At 69.2% G+C, this 26,973-nt stretch carries 22 protein-coding genes, 2 tRNA genes and 1 pseudogene; 19 read left to right on the forward strand and 6 right to left on the reverse strand.

Going from position 1 to position 26,973, the window contains the following annotated elements; all coding sequences use genetic code 11:
* Positions 1 to 7: 7 nt before the first annotated feature.
* Entirely contained in the window at positions 8 to 400 is a 393-nt protein-coding gene (locus Q9R22_RS06990; RefSeq protein ID WP_035962646.1) for a globin, read from the reverse strand.
* A 146-nt stretch (positions 401 to 546) separates the two neighbouring features.
* Positions 547 to 3,135 (reverse strand): aminopeptidase N, encoded by a 2,589-nt coding sequence (gene pepN, locus Q9R22_RS06995; RefSeq protein WP_131332774.1) that lies wholly within the window; start codon positions 3,133 to 3,135, stop codon positions 547 to 549.
* Between the two features lie 296 nt (positions 3,136 to 3,431).
* Between pepN and Q9R22_RS07000 the strand changes: the two genes are divergently transcribed.
* Together Q9R22_RS07000 and Q9R22_RS07005 are read left to right on the forward strand one after the other, a co-directional pair.
* Positions 3,432 to 3,944, forward strand: coding sequence for a ribose-5-phosphate isomerase (locus Q9R22_RS07000; RefSeq protein WP_085107757.1), 513 nt, complete (start codon positions 3,432 to 3,434; stop codon positions 3,942 to 3,944).
* Between the two features lie 15 nt (positions 3,945 to 3,959).
* Complete coding sequence (locus tag Q9R22_RS07005) at positions 3,960 to 4,883, forward strand: Fpg/Nei family DNA glycosylase (RefSeq protein WP_131332776.1); 924 nt, start codon at positions 3,960 to 3,962, stop codon at positions 4,881 to 4,883.
* A 145-nt stretch (positions 4,884 to 5,028) separates the two neighbouring features.
* Here Q9R22_RS07005 and Q9R22_RS07010 read toward each other — a convergent pair.
* Positions 5,029 to 5,099: transfer RNA gene (locus Q9R22_RS07010), tRNA-Gly, on the reverse strand.
* A gap of 186 nt (positions 5,100 to 5,285) precedes the next feature.
* Between Q9R22_RS07010 and Q9R22_RS07015 the strand changes: the two genes are divergently transcribed.
* The 6 genes from Q9R22_RS07015 (at position 5,286) to Q9R22_RS07040 (ending at position 10,575) form a co-directional block, all read left to right on the forward strand.
* A tRNA-Pro gene (locus Q9R22_RS07015) sits at positions 5,286 to 5,358 on the forward strand.
* A gap of 104 nt (positions 5,359 to 5,462) precedes the next feature.
* Positions 5,463 to 6,866, forward strand: coding sequence for a trigger factor (tig, locus tag Q9R22_RS07020; protein WP_131332778.1), 1,404 nt, complete (start codon positions 5,463 to 5,465; stop codon positions 6,864 to 6,866).
* Positions 6,867 to 7,165: 299 nt separating this feature from the next.
* Entirely contained in the window at positions 7,166 to 7,768 is a 603-nt protein-coding gene (locus tag Q9R22_RS07025) for an ATP-dependent Clp protease proteolytic subunit (protein WP_035962642.1), read from the forward strand.
* A gap of 48 nt (positions 7,769 to 7,816) precedes the next feature.
* Entirely contained in the window at positions 7,817 to 8,479 is a 663-nt protein-coding gene (locus Q9R22_RS07030; protein ID WP_035962208.1) for an ATP-dependent Clp protease proteolytic subunit, read from the forward strand.
* 165 nt (positions 8,480 to 8,644) lie between these two features.
* Entirely contained in the window at positions 8,645 to 9,940 is a 1,296-nt protein-coding gene (gene clpX / locus Q9R22_RS07035; RefSeq protein WP_131332780.1) for an ATP-dependent Clp protease ATP-binding subunit ClpX, read from the forward strand.
* Between the two features lie 32 nt (positions 9,941 to 9,972).
* A complete protein-coding gene (locus tag Q9R22_RS07040; RefSeq protein WP_131332782.1) occupies positions 9,973 to 10,575 on the forward strand; it encodes a DsbA family protein in 603 nt (200 codons plus the stop codon).
* 231 nt (positions 10,576 to 10,806) lie between these two features.
* Here the strand turns inward: Q9R22_RS07040 and valS are convergent, their stop codons facing one another.
* Positions 10,807 to 13,458: a valine--tRNA ligase gene (gene valS / locus Q9R22_RS07045; RefSeq protein ID WP_131332784.1), complete on the reverse strand. Its 2,652-nt coding sequence runs from the start codon at positions 13,456 to 13,458 to the stop codon at positions 10,807 to 10,809.
* A 50-nt stretch (positions 13,459 to 13,508) separates the two neighbouring features.
* Here valS and Q9R22_RS07050 point away from each other — a divergent pair, with 50 nt between their 5' ends.
* The 8 genes from Q9R22_RS07050 to cobA all read left to right on the forward strand — a co-directional run bounded on the left by Q9R22_RS07050 (position 13,509) and on the right by cobA (position 21,364).
* Positions 13,509 to 13,877 carry a DUF488 domain-containing protein gene (locus Q9R22_RS07050; RefSeq protein WP_131332786.1) on the forward strand — a complete coding sequence of 123 codons (369 nt, stop codon included), beginning with the start codon at positions 13,509 to 13,511 and terminating at the stop codon, positions 13,875 to 13,877.
* Between the two features lie 63 nt (positions 13,878 to 13,940).
* Positions 13,941 to 14,741 (forward strand): SDR family oxidoreductase, encoded by an 801-nt coding sequence (locus Q9R22_RS07055; protein WP_064846142.1) that lies wholly within the window; start codon positions 13,941 to 13,943, stop codon positions 14,739 to 14,741.
* 231 nt (positions 14,742 to 14,972) lie between these two features.
* The gene (locus tag Q9R22_RS07060) at positions 14,973 to 16,037 is read left to right on the forward strand and encodes an ABC transporter substrate-binding protein (protein WP_131332790.1); all 1,065 of its coding nucleotides are present in this window, start codon (positions 14,973 to 14,975) and stop codon (positions 16,035 to 16,037) included.
* Positions 16,038 to 16,118: 81 nt separating this feature from the next.
* The gene (locus Q9R22_RS07065; protein ID WP_131333912.1) at positions 16,119 to 17,123 is read left to right on the forward strand and encodes an iron ABC transporter permease; all 1,005 of its coding nucleotides are present in this window, start codon (positions 16,119 to 16,121) and stop codon (positions 17,121 to 17,123) included.
* On the forward strand, positions 17,120 to 18,190 hold the full coding sequence (locus tag Q9R22_RS07070) for an iron chelate uptake ABC transporter family permease subunit (protein ID WP_242670663.1): 1,071 nt from the start codon (positions 17,120 to 17,122) through the stop codon (positions 18,188 to 18,190). Before Q9R22_RS07065 ends, Q9R22_RS07070 begins: the two co-directional genes overlap by 4 nt.
* Positions 18,191 to 18,195: 5 nt before the next feature.
* Positions 18,196 to 19,080 carry an ABC transporter ATP-binding protein gene (locus Q9R22_RS07075; protein ID WP_165489782.1) on the forward strand — a complete coding sequence of 295 codons (885 nt, stop codon included), beginning with the start codon at positions 18,196 to 18,198 and terminating at the stop codon, positions 19,078 to 19,080.
* Positions 19,077 to 20,108: a siderophore-interacting protein gene (locus Q9R22_RS07080; protein ID WP_131332794.1), complete on the forward strand. Its 1,032-nt coding sequence runs from the start codon at positions 19,077 to 19,079 to the stop codon at positions 20,106 to 20,108. Before Q9R22_RS07075 ends, Q9R22_RS07080 begins: the two co-directional genes overlap by 4 nt.
* An 89-nt stretch (positions 20,109 to 20,197) precedes the next feature.
* Positions 20,198 to 21,364, forward strand: a complete 1,167-nt coding sequence (cobA, locus tag Q9R22_RS07085; RefSeq protein ID WP_131332795.1) for a uroporphyrinogen-III C-methyltransferase — start codon at positions 20,198 to 20,200, stop codon at positions 21,362 to 21,364.
* Here cobA and Q9R22_RS07090 read toward each other — a convergent pair.
* Positions 21,352 to 21,489, reverse strand: coding sequence for a hypothetical protein (locus tag Q9R22_RS07090; RefSeq protein ID WP_242670711.1), 138 nt, complete (start codon positions 21,487 to 21,489; stop codon positions 21,352 to 21,354). The genes cobA and Q9R22_RS07090 overlap by 13 nt on opposite strands.
* Positions 21,482 to 21,739 (reverse strand): annotated as a pseudogene (locus Q9R22_RS07095) (nitrite reductase (NAD(P)H)); the annotation flags it as partial. The pseudogene Q9R22_RS07095 and the gene Q9R22_RS07090, both read right to left, overlap by 8 nt.
* A gap of 9 nt (positions 21,740 to 21,748) precedes the next feature.
* On the opposite strand from Q9R22_RS07095, the gene Q9R22_RS07100 reads away from it, so the two are divergent.
* From Q9R22_RS07100 to Q9R22_RS07110, 3 genes are all read left to right on the forward strand, one after another.
* Positions 21,749 to 22,024 (forward strand): nitrite reductase (NAD(P)H) small subunit, encoded by a 276-nt coding sequence (locus Q9R22_RS07100; protein ID WP_131332799.1) that lies wholly within the window; start codon positions 21,749 to 21,751, stop codon positions 22,022 to 22,024.
* Positions 22,025 to 22,293: 269 nt separating this feature from the next.
* Positions 22,294 to 25,593 (forward strand): isoleucine--tRNA ligase, encoded by a 3,300-nt coding sequence (gene ileS / locus Q9R22_RS07105; RefSeq protein WP_131332801.1) that lies wholly within the window; start codon positions 22,294 to 22,296, stop codon positions 25,591 to 25,593.
* Positions 25,590 to 26,960 carry a folylpolyglutamate synthase/dihydrofolate synthase family protein gene (locus Q9R22_RS07110; RefSeq protein ID WP_286738354.1) on the forward strand — a complete coding sequence of 457 codons (1,371 nt, stop codon included), beginning with the start codon at positions 25,590 to 25,592 and terminating at the stop codon, positions 26,958 to 26,960. Before ileS ends, Q9R22_RS07110 begins: the two co-directional genes overlap by 4 nt.
* Positions 26,961 to 26,973 lie beyond the last annotated feature (13 nt).

Consider the following 26,973-nt stretch of genomic DNA (forward strand, 5'->3'; position numbering starts at 1 on the left):
GAACGCCTCAGCCGGGGCGGTTGACCATCGCGTGGGCAGCGCGGTCGAAGTAGTCCCACATGATGCCGTCGTGTAGCGGGGACAGCTCCAGGGTGTCCATGGCCGCGCGCATGTGCGTCAGCCACGTCTCGCGCGCCCACGTGTCCACGGGGAACGGGGCGTGGCGCATCCGCAGTCTGGGGTGGCCGCGCTGTTCGGAGTACGTGGTGGGTCCGCCCCAGTACTGCTCCAGGAACATCCGCAGCCGCTCCTCCGCGGGTCCCAGGTCCTCCTCGGGGTACAGCGCCTTGAAATCGGGGTCCTGCGCCACGCGCGCGTAGAACTCCCGGGTGAGCTTGGCGAACGTCTCGTGCCCGCCCACCTGGGCGTAGAACGAGTCCGACGACGCCGCTTCGGCCACGCCCCGCGCGTCCCCCACCTGTTGCGGGGGCTGGGTCACCGAGCCGGCGGCCGACCGGGAACCCACCGCACCCAGCGTGAAGGTGCGCCGCCCCGCCGGAGCAGCGGCCTGCGGGTCGAGTGGCTGGGAAGAGTCCTGCGTCCCACTCATCGGTCGGCCTCCGGGGTGTGGGCCGTGGTGTCCTGCACCGCCGCGGCGTCCACGGCCTGGGCGCGCACTGCGCGGCGCGCGGCGTCCTGGCGTTCCAACACGATCCGCCGCAACCCGGACAGGGTCGGGTCCAGCCGGTCGAGGAACGCCTGGGCGGCGTCGACCGTGTCCTGCCTGACGGCGCGGGGAAACAGTCCCACGGCGATCTGCTGCGCGAGTTCGTGCGTACGCTCGGTCCACACACCCGTGACGGCGTCGAAGTAGCGAGAGGAGTACGGGGTGACTAGGGCGTCGTCGTGCACGCGGAAGAACCCGGCGATGGCCGCTTGCTGCTGGGAGTTGGGCAGCGCGCCCTCGGTCACGACGAGCCGCCACGCCTCGGCCTTGGCCTCCGGGGTGGGGATCGCGGCGCGCGCGGTGGCCGCGGCGATCGCACCGGTCTCGGTGTTGTCCTCGGCCAGCGCACGGTCGACGTCCTCGGCGCCCTTGCGGCCGGCCGCGACGAGCGCGATCAGCACGGCCCAGCGGGTGTCCGTGTCCAGTTCGATCCCCTCGGGGACGCCCCCGTCGAAGAAACCCTCGATGCGATCGAAATGCGCCTCGGTGCACGCCCGGCGCAGGAAGGCCCGGAAGAACTGCCACTGGTGGTCGGAGCCCGCCTCCGCGGCGGCTGTGAGATCCCACAGGGTGTCCGCGGCCCGGGCCCGGACCTCGTCCGCGTGCTCGGGGGCGAGGTAGCGGTCCAGGGCCACGTCCAGCTGGCGCAGCTGCACCTGCACGGCCGTGGAGTCGGTCTCGTGGCCCACGTTGGAGAGCACGAGGTCCACGTAGTCGCGCGCCGGGCTCACGCCGTCGTGCACGGAGTCCCACGCCGCGGCCCACACGAGCGAGCGGGGCAACGACTCCTCGAAGTCTCCGAGGTGGGTGGTGGCCGTGGCCAGGGAGCACTCGTCCAGGCGGATCTTGGCGTAGGCGAGGTCGTCGTCGTTGAGCAGCACCAGGTCCGGGAGTTCGCGACCCACGAGCTGCGGGACGTCGGTGAACTCGCCGTCCACGTCCAGCTCCACACGGAACGTGCGGCTCAGCAGTCCGGTGTCCTCACGGTGGTCGTAGAAGCCCACGGCCACGCGGTGGGGCCGCAGGGTGGGATGGCCGTCCTGGCCCAGCTGCTCGATCCGGAAGGACGTGATGACGCCATCGTCATCGGCCTCGACCTGCGGCACCAGGGTGTTCACGCCCGCGGTCTCGAGCCAGCGCGCGGACCAGTCGGTCAGGTCGCGCCCGCTGGCCGCCTCGAGCTCGACCATGAGGTCCGAGAGCTCCGTGTTGGACCACGCGTGCTTGCCGAAGTAGCGGTTGAGCCCCGCCATGAACTCCTCCTGGCCCACCCAGGCCACGAGCTGCTTGAGCACCGAGGCACCCTTGGCGTAGGTGATGCCGTCGAAGTTCACGAGCACCGCCTCGAGGTCCGGGATCTCGGCCTTGATGGGGTGGGTGGTGGGCAGCTGGTCCTGTTCGTAGCCCCAGGACTTCTCCCCGGCCGCGAACGTGGTCCACGCGTTGGTGTACCGGGTGTTCTGCGCGCACGCGAGCGTGGACATGTACTCGGCGAAGGACTCATTCAGCCACAGGTCGTTCCACCAGCGCATGGTCACGAGGTCCCCGAACCACATGTGCGCGAGCTCGTGCAGCACGGTGATCGCGCGGCGCTCCACGCGGGCCTGCGCCGGCTTGGAGCGGAAGACGTAGGACTCCACGAAGGTCACCGCGCCCGCGTTCTCCATGGCGCCGGCGTTGAACTGCGGCACGAAGAGCTGGTCGTACTTCTCGAAGGGGTAGGACACCCCGAACTGGGACTCGAAGAACTCGAAGCCCTGCTTGGTGACCTCGAACATCTCCTCGGCGTCCACGTACTCGAACAGGGAGCGGCGCGCGAACAGGCCCAGCTCGATGGTGCGTCCGTCCGAGGAGACCAGGCTGTCCGTGGTCTTGACGTAGGGGCCCGCGATCAACGCGGTGATGTAGCACGAGATCACGGGGGTGGGGGAGAACTCCCACCGGGCCACGCCGTCCGCCACTGGGAAGGGTTCCGGGGTGGGCTGGTTGGACACCACGTCCCAGTCGGCGGGTGCGGTGACCGCAAACTGGAACGTGGCCTTGAGATCGGGCTGTTCGAAGACCGGGAACATCCGGCGGGTGTCCGCGACCTCGAACTGGGTGTAGAGGTACACCTGATCGTCCACGGGATCCACGAACCGGTGCAGGCCCTCACCCGTGTTCATGTAGTACATCCGGGAGTCCACCACGAGCTCGTTGTGCTCGGCGAGATCGGGCAGGTCGATGCGCTCGCCGTTGCTGACCTTCGCGGGGTCCAGGAAAGTGCCGTTGAGGGTCACGGAATCCACGGACGCGGTGATCGCGTCGATGAATGTGTGCGCTCCCGCTTCGGCATCGAACGTCACCGTGGTGCGCGCCCGGAAGGTCTCGGGGTCCCCCGTGAGGTCCAGATCCACGTGGTAGGACTCGACCGAGATGATCCGCGCGCGCTCGGCGGCCTCCGCTCGGGTCAGGTTCGTTCCGGGCACAGCGGCGTTCCTCTCCTCGACGACAATTCGATGCCCGCGCGGGGCATCTTGCCATTATGGCAGCCGTCGCAAGTCCCGCCGCGGGCCCCACGCCGCCGACTCGGGCCCGCGTTCTTCCTCGCACGCATACCGCGACGGCACGGCCCCTCCGCCGGTCCGATTGTTGCCCGGGCTCGAGCCGGGGGAGCGCCCGCGCCGGTGGGATCGGCGGCTAAGGTGGAGGCGACCCTTTCCCGTCGCGGAGCAGACGTGCCGGTTGCCCCGCGACCACCCCGTCCAGGAGTTGCTGACGTCCCATGCGCGTGCACATTGCCACCGACCACGCTGGCCTCGAGCTGTCCCACTTCCTCATGCAGCGGCTGAGCGAGGACGGTTACGAGATGATCGACCACGGCCCCGCGGTCTACGACGCCGCGGACGACTACCCCGCGTTCTGCATCAGTGCTGCCCAGGGGGTCCGCGAGGACCGCGAGAACGGTCTGGACTCGCTCGGCATCGTGCTGGGTGGTTCCGGTAACGGCGAGCAGATGGCGGCCAACCTGGTCCGGGGGATCCGCGCGGCCCTCGTGTGGAACGAGGACACCGCCCGGTTGGCCCGGCAGCACAACGACGCCCAGGTGATCGCGATCGGCGGGCGCCAGCACGGCAACGACGAGGCCCTGGAGCTCGTGCGGATCTTCCTCGCCGAGCCGTTCTCGGGGGAATCCCGGCACGTGCGCCGAATCGAGCAGCTCGCCGAGTTCGAGCGCACCGGGGACATCGTGGGCCACCTCTCCGAGGTCCCGGTCCGCCCGTACACGCAGGACTGAGCGGGGGCGTCGGACGTGCCCGAGGGCCATTCGATCCACCGCCTCGGGCGTCAGCTCGGGGACCTGTTCGTGGGCCAGCGGTTGCGCGTCACGAGTCCCCAGGGCCGCTTCGCCGCGGGTGCCGCCGTGCTGGACGGGCGCGTCCTGACGTGCGCCCGCGCCCACGGCAAGCACCTCTACCTGGACTTCGCGGCGCCCTGTGACCCCGACGACGTCGTGGTCATGCGTTCGCACCTCGGCATCTACGGCGCGTGGAGTTTCGCGGGGGACGAGCAGTTCGCGGCGGCGTCCTCGATCGGCGCCCCGCGCCGCGTGGGGGAGCGCGAGTCCGGCTCCGCGGAGGAATCGGCAGTGGCGTACGACGACGCCGGACGGGTCGTTCCCGAGCCCCCGGTCGGTGCCGTGCGGGCCCGGTTGGCCGGCGAGCACGGGTGGGCGGATCTACGCGGGCCGGCCCTGTGCACGGTGGAGACACCGGAGGAAGCGCGGGCCGCGGAGGCCAAGCTGGGACCGGACCCCCTGGACCCGCAGGCCGATCCGGAACCGTTCCTGCGTGCCGCGGCCAAGAGCAAGCGGGCGATCGGCGTGCTGCTCATGGAGCAGAACGTGGTGTCGGGGATCGGCAACATCTTCCGGGCGGAGTCCCTGTTCCGCCGGGGTGTGAACCCCATGACGCCCGGAGCCTCGCTGACCCGCGAGGACCTGCTCGGGCTGTGGGAGGAGAACGTGACGCTCATGGCCGTGGGGGTGCGCGTGGGCCGGATCATCACCACGGATCCGGCGGACCGCCCCGACATCCCGGACACCGAGGCATGGCCCGAGCACGCGAACTACGTCTACCACCGCCACGGGCAGCCGTGCCTGCGGTGCGGGACCACCGTGCTCAAGCGCGACCTCAACGGGCGGGGGCTCTACTGGTGCCCGAGCTGCCAGGCGTGATGCGGCCTCGCACCCACCGTGTGCCCGGTCCGGTTCGACGCGGCGTCGTACTGCGAGAGTCTTCCGGGGGGTGTCGGGAGAAGGGTCGCGGGAACGACGAAACCCCGCGGCGCACACGGGCACGGCGGGGTTTCGGGGATCGCTGAGGGGATGACGGGAATCGAACCCGCGTAGCCAGTTTGGAAGACTGGGGCTCTACCATTGAGCTACATCCCCGGGGACGTTGAAAGAGTACACGAGCCCCAGAAACCGTGCCAATCACCGGGTTCTACCACCCGGTTGCCGGGTGCGGGGCCGCGACACGATAGACTGTCGTGATGTCGGCTCACCCGCGGGCGAGCCGTCGACCTCGTTCCGCCCACGGGCGGAGACGAAACGGAGCGCGTGTCGGGCACGTGATCACGGGGTGTAGCGCAGTGGCTAGCGCGCCTGCTTTGGGAGCAGGAGATCGCAGGTTCGAGTCCTGTCACCCCGACGTCTGAGCGTTGCAGCGCGTCGCGTTGCGGCGCTCGTTGACCGACCGGACCGACCCCGGTCCGTTGTAGCAAGTACCCATCGACCCCAGGAGTGACAGCGGAAGTGAAGAGCGCCGTCGAGAAACTCAACCCCACCGAGGCGAAGATCACCATTGACATCGCTTACGCGGATCTGAAGCCGTTCGTCCAGAAGACCTACAAGGAACTGGCCGAGCAGATTCAGATCCCCGGCTTCCGCAAGGGCAAGGTGCCCTCCAAGCTCATCGACCAGCGCGTGGGCTTCGACTTCGTGGTGGAGAACGCCCTGAACGAGGGGCTCAACGACTTCTATCAGCAGGCCCTCGCCGAGCACGAGCTGACCCCGCTGTCGCAGCCCCAGGTCGAGGTGCTGTCCAAGCCGGAGGGTGACGACCGCGAGGCCGACAGCCAGGTGGAGATCTCCGTGGCCATCCGTCCCGAGATCGAGCTGCCCGACTACAAGGGTCTGAAGATCGAGGTGGACGCCCGTGAGGCCTCCGCCGAGGACGAGCAGAAGGCCCTGGACGAGCTGCGCGGTCGCTTCGGCACCCTCAAGACCGTGGATCGCCCCGCGGCCGAGGGTGACCACGTGACCCTCGACCTGCAGGCGCTCGTGGACGGCGAGGAAGTGGACGCCGCCAACGACCTGTCCTACGAGGTGGGCTCCGGCACCATGCTCGAGGGCATCGACGAGGCCGTGACCGGCCTGTCCGCCGGTGAGGACGCCACGTTCGAGACCACGCTCGCCGGTGGCGAGCACTCCGGTGCCGAGGCCACGGTCAAGGTCAAGGTCACGGCCGTGAAGGAACGCGAACTGCCCGAGGTGGACGACGAGTTCGCCCAGCTGGCCTCCGAGTTCGACACCGTCGATGAGCTCAAGGAGGACCTGAAGAAGCAGGCCGCCGAGTCCGTCGCCGTCGAGCAGGGCATCGAGGCCCGTGACAAGGTGCTCGAGAAGCTCGTGGAGCTCATCGAGGTCCCGGTCCCCGAGAACGTCATCGAGGAGCAGGTCACCCAGCACTTCGACTCGCCGCAGGCCCAGGCCTCCGCCGAACCCGGTCACGACACCGAGGAGCACCGTGCCGAGGTCCGTGAGAACGCCGCGACCGCGTTCCGCAACGAGATCATCCTGGACGCCGTGGCCGAGGCCGAAGAGGTCGGCGTGGAGCAGTCCGAGCTGATCGACTACATCGTTAACATGTCCCAGCAGTACGGCATGGACCCCAACCAGTTCGCACAGATGCTGGACGGCTCCGGCCAGGCCGGGATGATGGTCGGTGAGGTGCGCCGCCGCAAGGCCCTGGCCAAGGTCCTCGAGTACGCCACCGTCACCGACTCCAACGGCAAAGCCGTGGACCTGTCCAAGTTCGTGGGCTCCGCGGACGACGCCGCCGCCGAGCCGGGTGCCGAGGCCGACTCCGCTCCGGCCGCCTCCGAGGAGACCGCCGCGGACGAAGCTGCCACCGACGAGGCCGCCGAGACCAAGTGAGTCACCCGTTGGCACCCGGGTGAACCGGGTGCCAACGGCCTCCGCGCAACGCCACGACGAGCCCCCCACCGAGGGGACGTCGTGGCGTTTCGCTGTCCGCGTGCCACCATGCGCCAGAAGCGAACACCGCGGAACACCGGGCGTGCACGGGGAGACGGCGCACTACGCTGCTGAGACAGAACGTGTTCATGGGTTCGGTTCGGCGGCGCTCGTTCGACCCGGACCCGTCCAGCAGAAAGAGGGCATTCATGACCTCCACTCCCATTCAGCCGTACGGTGCCGCACCGGCCACTCCGCGTATGGAGGACATGGCACCGGGTGGTCAGGACGACTACGTCTACAACCGACTGCTCAAGGAACGCATCATTTGGTTGGGTTCCGAGGTGCGGGACACCAACGCCAACCTCATCTGCTCGCAGATGCTGTTGCTCTCCGCCGAGGACCCCGAGGCGGACATCTACCTCTACATCAACTCCCCGGGCGGTTCCGTCACGGCGGGCATGGCGATCTACGACACCATGCAGTTGATCCCCAACGACGTCGTCACGGTCGCCACGGGCCTCGCCGCGTCCATGGGCCAGTTCCTGTTGTCCTCCGGGACCAAGGGCAAGCGCTATGCGACCCCCAACGCGCGCATCCTCATGCACCAGCCCTCGGGCGGCATGGGCGGCACCGCGTCCGACATCCGCGTGCAGGCCGAGCTGATCCTGTCCATGAAGCAGCGGCTCGCGGAACTGACCGCGGAGCAGACCGGTCAGACGCTCGAGACCATCCTGCGCGACAACGACCGTGACAACTGGTTCGACGCTCAGCGCGCCCTGGAGTACGGATTCTTCGACCAGATCGCCCAGTCTGCCGGCAACGTGACCGGTGGCGGCGGAACCATGAAGGACTCCCAGTAAGCAGCGCGCGAGCTGCCGGAACCACCCATAGACTTTCAGGACGGACCAATGAACTTGCCTCACGCCACTGCACCGCAGTTGCCCACCAGCCGCTACGTGATCCCGGACTTCGAGGAACGCACCCCGTACGGCTACCGCCGCCAGAACCCGTACACCAAGCTGTTCGAGGACCGGATCATCTTCCTGGGCGTCCAGGTGGATGACACCTCCGCGGACGACATCATGGCGCAGCTGCTCGTGCTCGAGTCCCAGGACCCGGACCGGGACATCACCATGTACATCAACTCCCCGGGCGGTTCGTTCACGGCCATGACGGCCATCTACGACACCATGCAGTACATCCGCCCCGAGATCCAGACCGTGTGCCTGGGCCAGGCGGCCTCCGCGGCGTCCGTGCTGCTCGCGGGCGGTACTCCCGGTAAGCGCCTCGCGCTGCCCAACGCGCGCGTGCTGATCCACCAGCCCGCCATGGAGGGCCAGGGCGGCGGTCAGGCCTCGGACATCGAGATCCAGGCCAACGAGATCATGCGCATGCGCACGTGGTTGGAGGAGACCATGGCGCTGCACACCAACAGGGCTGCGGAGGAGATCAACCGCGACATCGAACGCGACAAGATCCTCACGGCCAAGGAGGCCCAGGAGTACGGCATCATCGACCAGGTGCTGGACTCCCGCAAGATCAACAAGCCCTCCACGGTCACGCAGGCCTGAGCGGCGACCCGGAGGCGCAGCTTCCGGGGGTGACGAGGGGACCGACGGCCACGGTGCACGGATATGCGGCGTGGCCGTCACGCGCCTCGGCATGATTGGGCGGGCCGTGAGAAGCTCGCTTAGAGTGGACCCAGCATCCGTCAAGACGAACTGTGAGGCTGATACATGGCGCGCATCGGGGAGAGCGTTGACCTGCTCAAATGCTCCTTCTGCGGCAAAAGCCAGAAGCAGGTGCGCAAGCTCATCGCGGGCCCGCGGGTCTACATTTGTGACGAGTGCATCGAGCTGTGCAACGAGATCATCGAGGAGGAGCTCACCGAGGTCACGGAGACGGACCAGACGGAGCTGCCCCGCCCGCAGCAGATCTACGATCACCTGCGGGAGTACGTGATCGGCCAGGAGCCCGCCAAGCGTGCGCTGGCCGTGGCCGTGTACAACCACTACAAGCGCATCCGCGCGGGCGTCTCCGGGCACACGCTCACCATTGCGGGCTCCGAGGGGGACGAGGAGGCCATCGAGGTGGCCAAGTCCAACATCCTGTTGGTGGGACCCACGGGGTCCGGGAAGACCTACCTCGCGCAATCCCTCGCCAAGAAACTGGACGTGCCGTTCGCGGTCGCGGACGCCACCTCCCTGACCGAAGCCGGATACGTGGGGGAAGACGTTGAGAACATTCTTCTCAAGCTCATCCAAGCCGCTGATTTCGATATCAAGAAAGCGGAGCAGGGGATTATTTACATTGACGAGATCGACAAGATTTCTCGTAAATCTGAGAACCCCTCGATCACGCGGGACGTATCGGGCGAAGGGGTCCAGCAAGCGCTCCTGAAGATCCTCGAGGGCACGGTGGCCTCCGTGCCGCCCCAGGGTGGCCGCAAGCACCCGCAGCAGGAGTTCCTGCACCTGGACACCACCAACGTGTTGTTCATCGTGGCGGGAGCGTTCGCGGGTCTCGAGGAGATCGTGCAGCAGCGCACGGGCAAGAAGGGCATCGGTTTCGGTGCGCCCATCCGGGACACCGCGGACGTGGATCTCACGGGTCAGGTCCAGCCCGAGGACCTGCTCAAGTTCGGACTGATCCCCGAGTTCATCGGGCGGCTGCCCGTGGTGGCCACGCTGTCCAAACTGTCCGTCGCGGACATGGTGCGCATCCTCACCGAACCCAAGAACGCGCTGGTCAAGCAGTACCGCAAACTCTTCCAGCTCGACGGTGTAGAACTCACCTTCGACCCGCAGGCCCTCGAGGCCATCGCGGAACTGGCCATCGAACGCGGCACCGGCGCGCGCGGTCTGCGCGCGATCCTCGAGGACATTCTCATGCCGGTCATGTTCGAACTGCCGGGCCGCGACGACGTCGCCGCAGTGCTCGTCACCAAGGACGCCGTGGCCAAACTGGCCGACCCCGAGATTTTCACGCACGAGATGATCGACGCCGAGCGGCGTCGCCACAAGTCGGCGTGAGCGAAAGAACCGAACACGCGAAAGGACACCTCATGGCCGAGAAGCAACACGTCGATTTCTGGTTCGATCCCCTGTGCCCGTGGGCCTGGATGACCTCCCGCTGGATGGAGGAGGTCGTGCGCATCCGGGACGTGGACGTGGACTGGAAGATCATCTCGCTGGGCATCCTCAACGAGGACAACCCCGAGAACCACCACCACGGCCACGACGAGTCCATGTGGCTCGTGCGCGTGATCCAGGCCGCGGCCGAGCAGCACGGCGGCGAGTACTACAAGAAGCTCTACGACGCCATGGGCTCCCGTCGTCACCCCGGTGGCATGCAGGACCTCGAGGCGATCATCACCGAGTCCCTCGCAGAGGTCGGTCTGCCGGCAGACCTCGCTGCGGCCAAGAACTCCACCGAGTACGACGACGCCATCCGAGCGTCCACGGACGAGGCCCGTGCCGTGGCGGGTCAGGACATCGGCACCCCGTGCATCGCCGTGAACGGCGTGGGCTTCTTCGGTCCCGTGTTCACCCCGGCGCCCAAGGGCGAGGAGGCCGGCAAGGTCTGGGACGGCGCCCTGGCGCTGGCGTCCTACCCCGGCTTTTACGAGCTCAAGCGCGGGCGCGAGAAGGGCCCCGACTTCAGCTGACGTCCCGCGGCGGCGCGTGCGCCGGACCGTGCGCCCGACCGCTGCAGGCATGAACGAACCCCGTCACGCACGTGGCGGGGTTCGTTCATGCGCTGGGTGCAGCGCGGAGGGCCCGGTGTGCCGGTGCCGTCCATCGGACCGGGCAAGGACGGCTCCGCGGGGGCGACGGCGTTCGTGATGTGCCGAGGGGCCCGATCCCGCACGACGCAGGACGGGCCCCTCCATGTCGACTCAGGCCTGTGGTGCTTCCTCGAGCTGGACGTCACTCACGGCCAGCTCACCCTCGGCGCCGGTGAGCGTGAGGTCTGCGGCGTTACCGGCGGCCCGGAGGTCCTCCAGCCCGGCGCGCAACTGCTCAAGCTGAGCGGCCGGGCCCGAGATCACCGCGGAGGTGACCGCGGTGCGCTGCTTGACCTTGGCCTCGGACTTGGCCTTGCGCAGCCCGGACAGCGCCTCGCCCACCACGGTGAGCACCTCGGGATCACCCGCGTGAGCGGGCTCGGCGAACCCGTCGGTCACGGGCCAGGCCGCGCGGTGCACCGAACCGGAGCGCCACCACGACCACACCTCTTCCGTGGCGAATGGGATGAACGGGGCGAACAAGCGCAGCAGGGTGTCGAGCGTCGTCGCGAGGGCCGCGTGCACCGAGGCCTGCGCGGCCTCCCCGCGGGAACCGTATGCGCGGTCCTTCACGAGCTCCACGTAGTCGTCCGTGAAGGTCCAGAAGAAGGACTCGATCAACTGCAGGGCGCGCGCGTACTCGTACTCCTGGAACGCGGTGCTCGCGCGCTCCACGACGTCCGCGAGCTGGGCCAACAGGGAGCGGTCCAGACCGTTGGTCACCACGGAACCGTCCGTCCCGGAGCCCAGCACGGAGGCCTCGGTCACGCCCTGGGCCAGCACGAACTTGGATGCGTTGAGCAGTTTGATCGCCAGGCGACGGCCGATCTTCATCTGGCCCTCGTCGTAGGCGGTGTCCGCGCCCAGGCGGGCCGACGCCGCCCAGTAGCGCACCGCGTCCGAGCCGTACTTCTCGAGCACCTCGGTGGGGATCACCACGTTGCCCTTGGACTTGGACATCTTCTTGCGGTCCGGGTCCAGGATCCACCCGGACAGTGCCGTGTGCTTCCACGGCACGGTCTGCGCCAGCGTCTCGGCGCGCACCACGGTCGAGAACAGCCACGTGCGGATGATGTCGTGACCCTGCGGGCGCAGGTCCATGGGGAACGTGTTGGCGTGCAAGGTCTCGTCCACGGCCCAGCCGGTTGCGATCTGCGGGGTCAGGGAAGAGGTTGCCCAGGTGTCCAGGACGTCCGGGTCCGCCATGAACCCACCAGGCTGATCGCGCTGGTCCTCGGTGTAGCCGGGGGCCACGTCCGTGGTGGGATCCACGGGCAACTGGTCTTGGGCGGGGAGCACGGGGTGGTCGTAATCCGGTTCACCGGACTCGTCCAGCGGGTACCACACCGGGAACGGCACGCCGAAGAAGCGCTGACGGGAGATCAGCCAATCCCCGTTGAGACCCTCGATCCAGTTCTCGTAGCGCGCGCGCATGAACGAGGGGTGCCACGAGATCTCACGGCCCCGGTCGATCAGGGCGTCGCGGCGCTCGGCGTCCCGACCGCCGTTGCGGATGTACCACTGGCGGGAGGTGACCACCTCGAGGGGCTTGTCGCCCTTCTCGTAGAAGTTCACGGGGTGGGTGATCTTCTTGGGCTCGCCTTCCATGTCACCGGAGGCGGCGAGCAGTTCGACCACGGTCTTCTGCGCGGAGAACACGGTCTTGCCGGCGAGCTGCGCGTAGTTCTCGGCCGGGGCGCCGTCGGCGATCCATGCGGGCTGCTCCGAGGCGAAGCGGCCGTCGCGGCCGATCAGGGCGCGCGTGGGCAGATCGAGCTCGCGCCACCACGTGACGTCGGTGAGGTCACCGAACGTACAGATCATGGCGATACCCGAGCCCTTGTCCGGCTTGGCGAGCGGGTGGGCCTTGACCTCGACCTCGACGTCGAACAGCGGGGAACGCACGGTGGTGCCGAACAGCGCCTGGTAGCGCTCGTCGTCCGGGTGGGCCACCAGCGCCACGCACGCGGGCAGCAGCTCGGGGCGGGTGGTCTCGATGAAGACCTTCTCGCCGTCCGGTCGGTGGAACGCCACGCGGTGGTAGGCACCTTCTCGTTCGCGGTCCTCGAGCTCGGCCTGGGCCACGGCGGTGCGGAACGTGACGTCCCACATGGTGGGGGCCTCGGCCATGTACGCGTTACCGGCCTCGTAGTCCTTGAGGAATGCGAGCTGGGAGACCTTGCGCGAGTGCGCGTCGATCGTGCGGTACGTGCGGGTCCAGTCCACGGACAGACCCAGGGTGGAGAACAGGTGCTCGAAGACCTTCTCGTCCTCGACCGCGAGTTCCTCGCACAGCTCGATGAAGTTCTGGCGGGACACCACGTCCCAGTCGCGCTGGTTCTTGGCCGGCTTCTCCGGAGGCTGGTAGCCCTCGATGTACGGCTTGCCGGGCTCGCAGCGCACGCCGTAGTAGTTCTGCACGCGGCGCTCGGTGGGCAGGCCGTTGTCGTCCCAGCCCAGCGGGTAGAACACGTTCTTGCCGGACATCCGCTGATAGCGGGCGATCACGTCCGTCTGCGTGTAGGAGAACATGTGTCCCACGTGCAGGGAGCCGGAGGCCGTGGGCGGGGGAGTGTCGATCGAGTAGACGTCCTCGCGCGTGGTGTCCTCGCGGAACGCGTACGTGCCGTTCTCGCGCCACTGCGCGGAGTACTTCTCCTCCAGGCCCTCCATGGCCGGCTTGTCGGGGACGTTCACCGCGGTGGTGGACGCAGCGCTGTCGATGATTTCGGGCGTGTCTGTACCCTCGAGGTTCTGTGCCATGTGCTCCAGTCTCTCATGCACGCGGGCACGGACCGTCGTAGCGTGGGGGCATGGCACGTTTGCACATCCACCGCATTCGCGAGGACGCCGCGCGAGACGACGGCGCTCGGATCCTGGTCGATCGCTTGTGGCCGCGCGGGGTCAGAAAGGACCATGCAGCCCTGGACCACTGGTTCAAGGGGGTCGCCCCGAGCGACGAGTTGCGCAAGTGGTTCGGTCACGACCCCGAGAAGTTCGATAGCTTCGCGCAGCGCTACCGCGAGGAACTCGACGAGGACGCCTCCGGGGAGGTCGCGCAGCTCAGGAGCGTGCTGCGGGACGTAGACTCCGCGACCCTGCTTTATGACGCGAAGGACGAGGAGCACAACAACGCCGTTGTGCTCCTGGGCTGGTTGCGCGATCACCGCAGTGGTTTCTGAAACGTCCTAATCGAGCCGATCCGGATTGTTCTAAGTCATAATTCCGCGCGCTACGGTGGAAACATGACTCAGAACACACATCCCACCTACAAGGATCCCAAGCCGCTCGGCAACGGCAAGGTGGCCGTGGTCACCGGTGCCTCCACGGGCATCGGCGAGGCCACGGTGCGCCGCCTGCGCGAGAGCGGGTGGACGGTGTACGCCGTCGCCCGTCGCGCGGAGCGTCTCGAGGAATTGGCCCGGGAGACCGGCGCGAGTGCCGCGCCCACCGACATCACCGACCAGGCGCAGGTGGATGCGCTGCGCGATCGGGTGCTCGGCGAGCAGGGCACCGTGGACGCGATCCTCAACATCTCCGGCGGAGCACGCGGCACGGACACGGTGGCCGACGCCAAGGACGAGGACTGGCAGTGGATGTACGACGTCAACGTCATGGGCACCCTGCGGGTGGTCCGCGCGTTCCTGCCCACGTTGCGGGCCAACGGTGAGGGCACGGTGCTGAACCTGACCTCGATCGCCGCCCAGCGCGCCTACGAGGGCGGAGCGGGCTACAACGCCGCCAAGTACGCCGAACGCGCCATGACCGAGGCGCTGCGCCTCGAGGAGGCCGAGCACAACGTGCGCGTGGTGGAGGTGGCGCCCGGTCTGGTGCACACTCCCGAGTTCTCGCTCATGCGCCTGGGTGGTGACCAGGCGGCCGCGGACAAGATCTACGCGGGCGTGGAGAAACCGCTCTCGGGCCAGGACGTGGCCGAGGTCTGCGCCTTCGCCGTGGAACTGCCGCATCACGTGGACCTGGACACGATCACGGTCAAGCCCGTGGCCCAGGCTGCGCCGCACAAGATGATCCGCACGAACAACTGACAGCGTGCGTTGCGGTGACCGGCCGCCGGTGCCTCGGAGCACCGGCGGCCGGTTGCCCTTGGTGGGCCGGTCCTGCCCATCCGCCCGGCGCCCCATGACCGGTCAGCGGAACGCCCTGGCTCTGCTCGGTCCGGCCGCACCCGCGAGAGCGCGCACGGAGCGGTTGCGGCCGAACGGGAGCATGAATTAGGTTAGGCTTGCCTTATCAAATTCAGTGACCCAGGAGTGTCCATGTCCCCTCACCGGTCCGGGAACGCGTCCCGGCAGTTCAACCGTCGCACCCTGCTGGGCTCCGGCCTGGCCGTGGCCTCCCTCATGGGGCTCGCGGCGTGTTCCACGGGCGCGCGGGACGGGGACGGGCAGGCGCAGACCCCCGGTGCCACGGCGTCGTCGAGCCCCACGGACACGTTCCCCGTGGAGGTGACACACGCCCTGGGCACCACGAAGGTCGAGGCCGCGCCGCAGCGGGTCGTGTGCGTGGGCGCGAGCAACACGCAGGACTTCGTGGCCGCGCTCGGCGTGGTGCCGGTGGGCATGACCAAGGTGGCCTGGGGCGGCAACGCGAACGGGTCCACCGACTGGTTCGACGCCAAGGTCTCAGAACTGGGTGGGCAGACGCCCAAGGCCATGGACGAGTCGGACGGTGTGAACTTCACGGACATCGCCGAGTTGAGCCCGGACCTGATCGTCGCGGTGAACTCCGGGGTCACCCGGGAGGAGTACGACCGCCTCACAAAGATCGCCCCGGTGGTCGCGTACCCCACGGGCCCGTGGGTCAACTCGTGGCAGGACATGCAGCGTGTCACGGCCAAGGCCCTGGGCCGTTCCGCGGCCGGTGACGAACTCGTGAGCCGCACCGAAGAACTCGTCTCCCGGCGCTCAGATGAACTCGGCGCGGCCAAGGGCAAGACCTTCATCTACGGTGACGTCTCCCAGAGCTTGGGGTTCTACGGCCCCGCGGACGGACGCCCCCGCTTCTTCACCGAGCTGGGCATGAATCTCGCGGACGCGGTCAAGAACAACATCACGGAGGATCAGTTCTGGCGCGAATGGCCCCGCGAACGCGCCGACGAGCTCACGAGCGACCTGTTCGTGGCGGCCGCGGAGGACGACGCCCAGGCCGAGAAGTTCCGCACGGACCCGATCCTCAAGACCATCCCCGCGATCGCGAACGGGCGGGGGATGTTCCTCACGGACAAGCAGGACGTGCTCTCCGGGTACTCGTCCTCCCCGCTGTCCATGCCCCACGCGCTCGACGCCCACATCCCGGCGATCAAGACCACGCTGGGGGCCTGACCCTTCGTGCCCGGCAGTTCCACGTTCGCCCGTCCCGACGCCGCGCCGTCCGCCCCGCGCGGGCGCACGCGGGGTCGGGGTATGTCCTGGCTCGCCATGGCGGCACTGCTGCTCGTGGCCGTGTTCCTCTCGATCTCGTACGGGTCCCGGCCCATCGGGCTGGGTGTCACGTGGCACGTGGTCCCGCACGTGTTCTCGGGTGACCCGGGGGCCGTCCCCGGGGTTCCCGCGCTCGATGGCGCCGTGGTCGAATCCCGCGTGTGGCGCACCGGGGCGGGCCTGCTCACCGGGGCCGCGCTCGCCGTGGCCGGGGCGTTGCTACAGGGTGCCACGCGCAACCCCCTGGGCGATCCGGGCATCCTGGGGCTGACGGCCGGGGCCGCGTTCGCGGTCGTGGCAGGCGGCGCGTTCCTGGGTCTGACCGGCGTCACGCACCAGTTGTGGCTCGCAGCGCTGGGCTCCGCCGTGGCCGTGGCCGCCGTGTACGCGCTGGCCTCCGCGGCCCGGGGCGGGGCGCGTCCGGTGACCCTGGCCCTCACGGGGGCGGCGGTCTCCGCGGGTCTCACGGCGCTGACGAGCGCGGTGCTGTTGAGCAACCAGGCCACGTTCGACACTTTCCGGCGCTGGCAGGTCGGTGAACTGACCCGGCCGGACGGCACGTTCCTGGTGCTCGCGAGCCCCGTGATTCTCGTGGCCCTGCTGCTCGGGTGGGCGCTGGCCCGTTCCCTGGACACCCTGACCCTGGGCGACGCTCTGGGTCGCGGACTCGGGGTGAACCCGGCGCTCGTGCGCGGCCTCGCGGGCCTGGCCGTGGTGCTGCTCTCGGGTACCTCCACCGCACTCGTGGGCCCGCTCGTGTTCTGCGGACTGCTCGTACCCCACGCGGTGCGTTCGCTGGTGGGCATCTCCTACCGCAGGGTCGTCCCGGCGTGCCTGCTCGCGGGCCCGTTCATCGTCCTGCTCGCGGACGTCGTGGCGCGCGTGCTCGTCCCGGACCGGGAGATCCAGGTGGGGATCGCGCTCGTGGTGATCGGCGCCCCCGCGCTCGTGGTCGTGATCCGACGCAGGGGAGTGGTGGCCGCGTGAGTCCCGCCGTTTCCCCTTTTCCCAGGACGACGTCGCTGCCCGCCCCCGCGACCGTGGCCACCGTGCGCGCGGGACGCTCCCGCTCCCGACGCCGCACCCGCCGGGTCACGGCGCTGCTCGTGCTCGTGCTGGCCCTCGCCTCCTTCGCGCGGATCGCACTGGGCAAGTATGTCGTGGCCGTGCCCGACCTGGTCGCCGTGCTCACGCACGACTACTCCGGCCCCGCCGCGTACATCGTGTGGGACATCACCCTGCCGCGCACGGTGCTCGGGATCCTCACGGGGATCGCCTTCGGGATCGCCGGTCACCTGTTCCAGCGCGTGCTGCGCAACCCCCTGGCCTCCCCGGACATCATGGGTGTCTCCTCCGGGGCCGGGCTCGGCGCGGTCGCGGCCATCACGCTGGGCGGGCTCTCCGGTGCCGCGGTGACACTCAGTTCCCTCGCGGGTGGTTTCGGCCTGATGCTCGCGGTGGTCCTGGCCGCCGGGGGTACGCGGGCCAACATCGGCAAACTCGTGCTGACCGGCGTCGCGGCGGGAGCACTGACCGCCGCGGCGATCAACGCGGTGCTGACCCGCGCGGACATCTACGCCGCCCAGGACGCGATGCAGTGGCTCACGGGTTCACTTAACGCTGCCCGGTGGGTGGACATCGCGCAGGTGGGGATCTGCCTCGCGATCCTGCTGCCCGTGTGCGCGGTTTTGGCGCCCGCGGTGGACACGCTCGGCGCGGGGGATCCCCTGGCCGCCGGGCTCGGGGTGCACGTGCGGGCCACGCGGCTCGCGGCCCTCGGGCTCGCCGTGGTGCTCGTGGCCGTGGCGGCCTCCGCCGTGGGGCCCGTGGCGTTCGTGTCCTTCATGGCCGCACCCATTGCGAGGGGGCTGGGTGGCGGTGCGGGTCACGCCCGGCACGCCGCGCTCGTGGGCGCGGTGCTCATGGTGGTCTCAGACTACGTGGCCGCGGAGACGATCCCCGGGCTGGCCCTGCCCGTGGGCGTGGTCACCGCGGCGGCCGGCGCGCCCGTACTGCTGTGGTTGTTGATCGGGCGAGGAAAGGCGGAAACATGACGTCCATGACCGATCCGAACCGGGCCGGGGGGACCGAGCAAGGCGATGACGCGGCGTCGTCGTCCGAGCTCGCGGTGCGGGGGCTGACCGTGGGCTACGGCGAGACGCCGGTGCTGCGGGACGTGAACGTGAAGTTCCCCGCGGGGGCCGTGACCGCGCTCGTGGGGGCCAACGGTTGCGGGAAGTCCACGCTGCTCAAGGCGTGCGCGCGCCAGCTCACCCCGTCCGCCGGAGAGATCCTCGTGGGCGGGGCGGACGTGAGTCGGTGGCACCGCACCCGGTTCGCGCGCACCGTGGGTTTCCTCCCACAGGACCCCGTGGCACCCGAGGGCGTGACCGTGCAGGAGCTCGTGGCGCGCGGACGGCACCCGTACCGTGGCGCCTTCGGACGGTGGCGTGCCCAGGACGACGACGCCGTGGCGGAAGCGGTCGAACTCACCGGGTTGGGGGAGCTGCTCGAACGCCGCGTGGGGGATTTGTCCGGCGGTCAACGCCAACGCGTGTGGATCGCCCTCGCGCTCGCGCAGCACACGGACGTACTGTTGCTCGACGAACCCACGACGTATCTGGACATCGCGCGCCAGGCCGAGATCCTGGACATCCTCACCGCACTGCAGCGCTCCCGAGGGATCACCCTGGTCATGGTGCTGCATGAACTCTCGCTCGCCGCGCGGTACGCGGACGTGCTCGTGGCACTCAAGGACGGGGCGGTCACCGCGACCGGTTCGGCCGAGCAGGTCATGACCGATGAGGTGGTCAGCGACGTCTTCGACATGTCCGCGCGGGTGCTCCACGACGCCCCCACGGACGCCCGGCTCGTGATCCCGTGGACGGGACCGGCGAACACCCCGCCGAGCACTCCAAGTTCACCCGAGGAGGTACTGCCATGACGGAACTCGCATGTGTGACGGCCACCGTCACGGGACGCACGAAGCTCAGCGAACACCTCGTGCGCGTACGTGTGGCGGGGCAGGAATTGCGGATCATGCCGTGGGGTGACCAGGGACCGGGCCCCCGCACGGACGCCTACCTCAAGGTACTGATCCCACCCACCCCCGGGGCCACCGTGGCGGTGGACGTGAGCGACATGACCCGGTGGCGACGCGAGTTCATGGCCGCCCCGCCCGAACGCCGGGGTTGGCTGCGCACGTACACGGTGCGCGATGCGGCCGAGGTGGAGCTGGCCGGGCACACGGTCCCGGAGCTGGCCATCGACGTGGTGCTCCACGACGACCCCGAGCATGGGATGGGCCCCGGGGCCGCGTGGGGTGACACCGTGCGCGAGGGTGAGCACGTGCAGCTGCTCGTGCCCTCGGGCGGGTCCCCCTGGTGGGCCGCGTGGGACGAACGGCGTGCGGCGGACCAGGACGTCGTGCTCGCTGGGGACGAGACTGCCCTGCCTGCGCTCGCCGCGATCATCGACGGCATCGAGCGGGGGGTGCACGTGGGTGCGCCTGCCCCTTCCGCCCCGCCCCGCAGCGTGACGATCGCGGTGGAGGTTCCTTCCGAGGACGACGCCGTGGCCGCGGCCGGCCCGCGCGCCCTCGCCCGGGCGACGTCGTCCGACGGGCACACCCTGACCGTGACGCTGCGCGGCGGCACCGAACTGCACTGGACGTGGCTGCCCCGGCGGGGACGCCCTCGCGGACTAGACCTGGAGCTATGGCTGTGGCACCGGTTGTCCGAGCGCGCCCGCCGCTACTGGGAGGTCGGTCATGGCGAGCCCGAGGCCGCCCCGTCGGAGGAGGCGGACTTCGTATGGGACGTCGCCCGCCCGGAGGGCCGCGGTACCTACTGGTTCTTCGCGGCGGAATCCGCCACGGTCAAGTCGCTGCGCCGGATGTGCGTGAGCGGGGGAGTGCCCAAGACGGACATCTCGTTCATGGGCTACTGGAAACAGGGAGCGGCCACGGAGTGACCCCGCGGATGTGACGTCCGAGGTCAGTAGAGGCGGCCCGCGGCGTAGCATGGCGATGATCCGCCCGCACCCGAGGAGAGCTCCCGATCATGACCTACCCCCTGGGGCTGAACCTCGCCGGACGCGCCGTGCTGGTGGTCGGTGGGGGACCGGACGCCGCGCGTCACACGCGGTCCCTGCTCGCCGAGCGCGCTCTCGTGGACCTCGTGGCACCGGATCTGCATGACACGTTGCGGGACCTCACGAGCTCACCCGGTCTCACGTGGCACGAGCGCGCGTTCCGCCCCGACGACCTCGACGGCGCGTGGCTCGTCTTCCTCCACGTCTCGGACTCCGGGGAACGGGAGCGGGTGGCGCTCGCGGCGGAAGAGCGTCGGGTCCTGTGCGTCGCGGACGACGCCGCGCCCGGGCCCGATCGCGCAGCCGACACTCGGGCACCGGTCACTCAGGTGCCGGTTACCGAAACACGGGTTGCTCAGGATCGGGTCTTTCAGGCCCCGGTCACTCAGGAACCCGGGACAGTGGCGCTGGTGGGCGGAGGACCCGGCGACCCCGGACTGCTCACGGTGCGCGGACGGCAACTGTTGGCGGACGCGGACGTGATCGTCGCGGACCGGCTCGGCCCCACGGACCTCCTACCAGAGCTCGCCCGGCACGCCCGCATCATCGACGTGGGCAAGCGCGCCGGGTACCACAAGTACACGCAGGACCGGATCAACGAGACCCTCGTGGAGCAGGCGAAACTCGGACTGCGGGTCGTGCGGCTCAAGGGTGGGGACCCGTACGTGTTCGGCCGCGGTGGCGAGGAAGTCGAGTTCTGCCGGGCCCACGGTGTGGCCACCCAGGTGGTGCCGGGTGTGACCTCGGCGATCTCCGTCCCCGCCGCGGCGGGGATCCCCGTGACCCACCGGGACATGACCCACGGGTTCACCGTCATCACCGCGCACCAGCAATTGCGTCACGTGCCGTACCGGGACGGGCACACCCTGATCCTCATGATGGGCGTGCGGGGTCTCGAACATAACGCCGAGCTGCTCATGGCCGCGGGCTACCCCGCAGACACCCCGGTCGCGGTCGTGGAGCGGGGCTGGACCCCAACCCAGCGCACGACCGTGGCGCAGCTGGACACAATCGCCCGCGCGGCCCGCGAGCGCGAGGTCACTGCTCCCGCGGTGATCGTGGTGGGCCGGGTCGCGGCGCTCGCGCAGAAGTCATGCGCGACCCCCGGCCCCCAGGAGTCGGCTCAGGAGGGCTGACCCACCGGGATCTTCGCCCCGGACACCAACGCCTTGTGCTCCTCACCGACCTCGGACCGGGCGATCCCCTCGGGGGTGGCCGGGCGGATCTGTTCGCGTTCGAGCACGTACATGCGCGCGTCCACGTCCTCCGGCGCACTCGCGGCTGCAGCCCGAGACCCCGGACTTGAACTTGTGGGGTGAGCGCAGCCCGCGGTAGCGGTTCTCCAGGTCCACGGCGAGCGCCACCGAGTCCTGCACCCCGAAGCGGCACCACGAACTGCCGATGCACGACTTCACATTGCGCAGCGCCTTGCCGTACGCGGAACCGGACTCGAATCCGGCGTCCACGAGTTTCTTCCAGATCGTCGGCAGCTGCTCCAGGCGGGCCCCGTAGAGCGAGCGGTGTTCCGCACCAATGACGACCTCGTGTTCGCGACCGACCACAGGGACCCCCGCTCCCGGGCGCTCGTGATGGCCCGGGGGATCGTCGGGCGCACGGGGCAGTACCACACGGTCGCCTTACCCCTGTACAAGGAGACCTACGACCTCGCGACCGGGCGGTGCGTGTCCGGCGCGGAGTACACGCTGCCCGTCCACCCGGTGCGCGTGCAGGACGGCCGGGTCCTGGTGGTGGTGTCCGGGGGAGACGAACAGGGCGGCGGCGAGCAGGGCGAGTAGTCCCTCCCGTCGGGGTATTATGGCGGGGTGCGCCCTGCGCGCACGGGTGTCGATCCGGCCATCACCGGGGAGCCCTTCCGGAAGAACAGGCACCGCGCCCCAGTAGAACCGGACGACTCGGGCCCGTGACAGCCCCCAACGAGCGACTCGCGACGTCGTCGGCTGTGCCGATGCCACCGCGGGTAAGCGAGGTGGTACCGCGCCACCGGCGCCCCGCGCGCCCGAGCGTCCTCGCATCCTGAACCGCACACCCCTCAGGATGGAGCACCGTGACCGAATCCTTCGTGTATCCCAAGGCGAGCACCGACCCCAGCGCACACGGGGTGCCCTCCGCGCCGCGTTTCCCCGCGGTCGAGGAGCGCGTCTTGGATTACTGGAAACAGGACCACACCTTCCAGGCGAGCATCGACCAGCGCGACCGCGGGGACCACGGGTCCAACGAGTTCGTGTTCTACGACGGCCCGCCCTTCGCCAACGGCCTGCCCCACTACGGCCACCTGCTGACCGGCTACGTCAAGGACCTCGTGGCCCGCTACCAGACGCAGCAGGGCCGGCGCGTGGAGCGCCGCTTCGGGTGGGACACCCACGGACTGCCGGCCGAACTCGAGGCCATGAAGCAGCTCGGGATGACCGACAAGCAGGACATCGAGGCCATGGGCATCGACAAGTTCAACGACGCCTGCCGCGCCTCCGTGTTGAAGTACGCGTCCGAGTGGCAGGACTACGTGACCCGCCAGGCCCGCTGGGTGGACTTCGACAACGACTACAAGACCCTGAACGTGGACTACATGGAGTCCGTGATCGGCGCGTTCAAGGCCCTGGATGACAAGGGCCTGGTCTACTCCGGCTACCGCGTGCTGCCGTACTGCTGGAAGGACGAGACGCCCCTGTCCAACCACGAGTTGCGCATGGACGACGACGTCTACAAGAACCGCCAGGACCCCTCCGTGACCGTGGCGTTCACGCTCTCCGAGGACACCTCGTGGGCCACCGATCCCGCCGTGGCCGCCGAACTCGCCGGCGCGGAGGCCATCGCCTGGACCACGACCCCCTGGACCCTGCCCACCAACGAGGCGCTCGCGGTCGGTCCGCACATCGACTACGTCCTGGTCCCCGGTGCCGGCGACCTGGCCGGGCGCCGCTTCCTCGTGGCCGCGGAGCTCGCGGGCGGGTACGCCAAGGAGTTCGGGTACGACGACGCCGCGGCCGTCGCGGACGCCGTCACCGCCCACTACAAGGGCGAGCAGCTGGGCGGAATCCGGTATCGGCCGCTGTGGGACTACTTCACGGACGCCGAGCGCTTCGGGACGCAGAACGCGTGGCAGATCCTCGTGGCCGAGTACGTGTCTACCACGGACGGCACGGGCATCGTGCACCAGGCCCCCGCGTACGGCGAGGACGATCAGATGGTGTGCGCCGCCCACGACATCCCCGTGGTGCTCTCCGTGGACGAGAGCGGACGGTTCTACGATTTCTTCACGGACGAGTCCCTCGCGCAGGGCGCGCCGCTCGGGGAACTCGCCGGGCACAACGTGTTCGACAAGGACGTGGCACGCACCGTGGTCCGGGACCTCCGAGCCCGCGGCGCGCTGCTGCGGGAGGCCTCCTACGAGCACTCGTACCCGCACTGCTGGCGCTGCCGTAACCCCCTGATCTACCGCGCGGTGTCCTCGTGGTTCGTGAGCGTGACCGCGTTCAAGGACCGGATGGTCGAGCTGAACCAGCAGATCAACTGGATCCCCGAGAACGTCAAGGACGGCCAGTTCGGCAAGTGGCTCGAGAACGCCCGTGACTGGTCCATCTCCCGCAATCGCTACTGGGGTTCACCCATCCCGGTGTGGGAATCGAGCGACCCCAATTACCCGCGCCGGGACGTCTACGGTTCCCTCGCAGAGCTGGAGCGGGACTTCGGCCGACTTCCGCGCAACGCCCAGGGCGAGGTGGACCTGCACCGGCCGTGGATCGACGACCTGACCCGGCCCAACCCGGACGACCCCACGGGCGAGTCCGTGATGCGCCGCGTGCCCGAGGTGCTGGACGTGTGGTTCGACTCCGGGTCCATGCCGTACGCCCAGGTGCACTACCCCATGGAGAACCGGGAGTGGTTCGAGACCCACAACCCGGGTGACTTCATCGTGGAGTACATCGGTCAGACCCGCGGCTGGTTCTACACGCTGCACATCCTGGCCACCGCGCTGTTCGACCGCCCCGCGTTCCGCAACGTGATCTCCCACGGGATCGTGCTGGGTTCGGACGGGCAGAAGATGTCCAAGTCGCTGCAGAACTATCCGGACGTCAACGAGGTCCTGGACCGGGACGGTTCGGACGCCATGCGCTGGTTCCTGATGTCCTCGCCCATCCTGCGCGGCGGCAACCTGATCGTCACCGAGCAGGGCATCCGCGACGGCGTGCGCCAGATGATGTTGCCGCTGTGGAACGTGTACCACTTCTTCGGTCTGTACACGAACGCCGCGAACGGGGGAGCCGGCTACGACGCCCAGTTGCGCCACGACGCCGATCACGTGATGGACCGCTACATCCTCGCGGAGACCGGCGCGCTCGTCACGGACGTCAAGCGGTTGTTCGACGACTACGACATCTGGGCCGGTGCCGAGCGGTTGCGCTCCTACATGGACACCCTCACCAACTGGTACGTGCGCCGTTCCCGCGAGCGGTTCTTCGAGGAGGACACCCAGGCCTTCGACGTGCTGTACACGTGCCTCGAGACGGTGTGCCGCGTAGCCGCCCCGTTGCTGCCGCTCGTCACGGAGGAGATCTGGCGCGGTCTTACGGGTGGGCGCTCCGTGCACCTGACCGACTGGCCGGATGCCTCCCTGTTCCCCCGGGACGAGGCCCTACTCACGGCCATGGAGCGCACGCGCGCCATCTGCTCGGCCGGGTCCGGTCTGCGCAAGACCCACAACCTGCGCGTGCGGCAACCGCTCGCGGGGATGACCGTGGCCGTGCCCGGGGCGCATGCCCTCGAGGGCACGTTCCAAGAGATCATCGCCGATGAGTTGAACCTCAGGTCCGTCACGCTCGAGGACTCGGAGCAGGTCAGCGCCGCGGACCACGGTATCTCCCAGGAGCTGAAGGTCAACGCCCGCGCGGCGGGCCCGCGCCTGGGCAAGCAGGTCCAGCAGGTCATCAAGGCCACCAAGAACGGTGACTGGTCGGTCTCCGCGGACGGCGTCGTCGTGGCCGGCTCCGTGCCCCTGCAGGAGGGCGAGTACGAACTCGTCACGGTCGTTGACGACGCCGCGGCGGACTCCGCGCGCGCCGTGACCGTTCTGCCCGGCGGCGGGTTCCTGGTCCTGGACACCGAACTGACGGATGAACTGCGCGCCGAGGGCGTGGCGCGGGACATGATCCGTGCGATCCAGCAGGCACGGAAGGACGCGGACCTGCAGGTCTCGGACCGGATCCGCACCCACGTCGCCGCGGACGCGCAGACCGTGGCCGCCGTGGCCGCGAACCGCGAGCTCGTGCAGTCCGAGACCCTGTCCCGCGAGCTCGAGCTCTTGGAAGCGGACGAGCCGTCCGTGACCGTGGCGGTGATCGACGCGTGAGCGGGGCCCAGGAGCACGAGGACTTCGCATCGGTCGAGAATATCTACCAGCACCTGCTGAGTCGGGCGCCGGAGGACAGGATGGCGCCGCGGCTGGACGCCGTGGCCGCCGCGGTCGCCGCGCTCGGGGATCCGCACCGCAGCGCACCCGTGGTGCACGTGACCGGGACCAACGGCAAGACGTCCACGGCCCGGATGATCGAGTCGCTGTTGCTCGCCCACGACCTGCGCGTGGGCCGGTACACGAGCCCGCACCTCGAGCGCGTCACGGAGCGGATTAGCATCGACGGCGAACCCGTCCCGGACGAGACGTTCGTGCGGATCTACTCGGAGATCGCCCCGTACCTCGAGCTCGTGGACCGAAAGCTCGAGGCCGACGGCGCTCCCCGCCTCACGTACTTCGAGACCCTTACGGTCCTGGCGTTCGCGGTCTTCGCGGACGAACCCGTGGACGTCATGGTCCTTGAAGTCGGCATCGGTGGCACGTGGGACGCGACCAACGTGGCGGACGCCGCGGTGTCCGTGGTGACCCCGATTGGGCTGGACCACACCACCATGCTCGGGGACACCGTGGGGCAGATCGCCCGGGAGAAGGCCGGGATCATCAAGCCCCAGGGCTTCCTCGTGAGCGCGGCGCAGCAACCCGAGGCCGCGCAGGTCCTGCTGGACCGGGCCCGGGAACTCGGTGACCCGTTCCGGTTCGAGGGCGTGGAGTTCGCCGTGACCGGGCGTTCCACCGCGGTGGGCGGCCAGGTCATCACCGTGCAGGGGCTCGCGGGGGAGTACCCGGATCTCATGTTGCCGCTGTTCGGGGCCCATCAGGCCCAGAACGCCGCGGTGGCCGTGGCCGCCGTCGAGGCGTTCGTGGGGGGAGGGGACAAGCCCCTGAACCCCGAGCTCGTGGCCACGGGACTGGGTGCAGTCTCCTCGCCGGGCAGGCTCGAGCTCGCCCGCAAGGCACCGCCGGTGATCCTGGATGCGGCCCACAACCCGCACGGACTGCTGGCCTCGGCGACCGCGGTGCGCGAGGCCTTCACGTTCACCAAGCTCAACCTGGTGGTGGGCGTGCTGCGAGACAAGGACGCTGCGGAGATGATGCGCGTGCTCGTGGACGAGTACCACGAGTTCGAGCTCGAACTGTGGTGCACCCGCTCCCAGTCCCCGCGCGCTGTAGCACCCGAGGAACTCGCGGAGATCGCCGAGGACATGGGCTTCGACGAGGACGCCGTGCACGTGAGCGAGCGACTGGACGACGCGTGCGCCGCGGCCATCCAGGACGCCGCGGCCCGCGAGCAGTTCGACGGCGCGGTGCTCGTCACCGGGTCCATCACCGTGGTGGGTGAGGCCCGTGTACTGCTCGGACTCTGAGCCCGCCGCCCCG

This window comes from Kocuria sp. PD6 (genome assembly GCF_031844145.1).
GTDB classification, from domain to species: domain Bacteria; phylum Actinomycetota; class Actinomycetes; order Actinomycetales; family Micrococcaceae; genus Kocuria; species Kocuria marina.